1 protein-coding gene is annotated in these 358 nt (G+C 68.4%); it reads left to right on the forward strand.

Annotated elements, in window-relative coordinates; translation table 11 throughout:
- Window positions 1-358, forward strand: a 358-nt coding sequence (locus ACLZOT_RS50625) for an arginine repressor (protein WP_416976072.1), incomplete at both ends; no start/stop codon positions are given.

The raw sequence follows: 358 nt of genomic DNA on the forward strand, positions 1-358 counted from the left end.
GCCGACGACGGGCTGAACGTCACGCAGGCGACGCTCAGCCGGGACCTGGACGAGCTGAACGCGGTGAAGATCCGCAACAACGACGGTGACCTGATCTACGCGGTGCCGAGCGAGGGGGGCTTTCGCCAGCCTCGGGCGCCGCTCGGGGAGTCGGCGAAGGAAGAGCGGATGCGGCGGCTGTCGCAGGAGCTGCTGATCTCTGCGGAGGCCTCTGCGAACCTCGTGGTCCTGCGTACCCCTCCGGGGGCGGCGCAGTTCTTGGCGTCGGCGATCGACCAGGCCGAGCTGCAGGACATTCTGGGGACGATCGCCGGGGACGACACGTTGCTGTTGATCAGCCGGAATCCTACGGGGGGTC

The organism is Streptomyces sp. 4F14 (assembly GCF_048159485.1).
GTDB lineage: Bacteria > Actinomycetota > Actinomycetes > Streptomycetales > Streptomycetaceae > Streptomyces.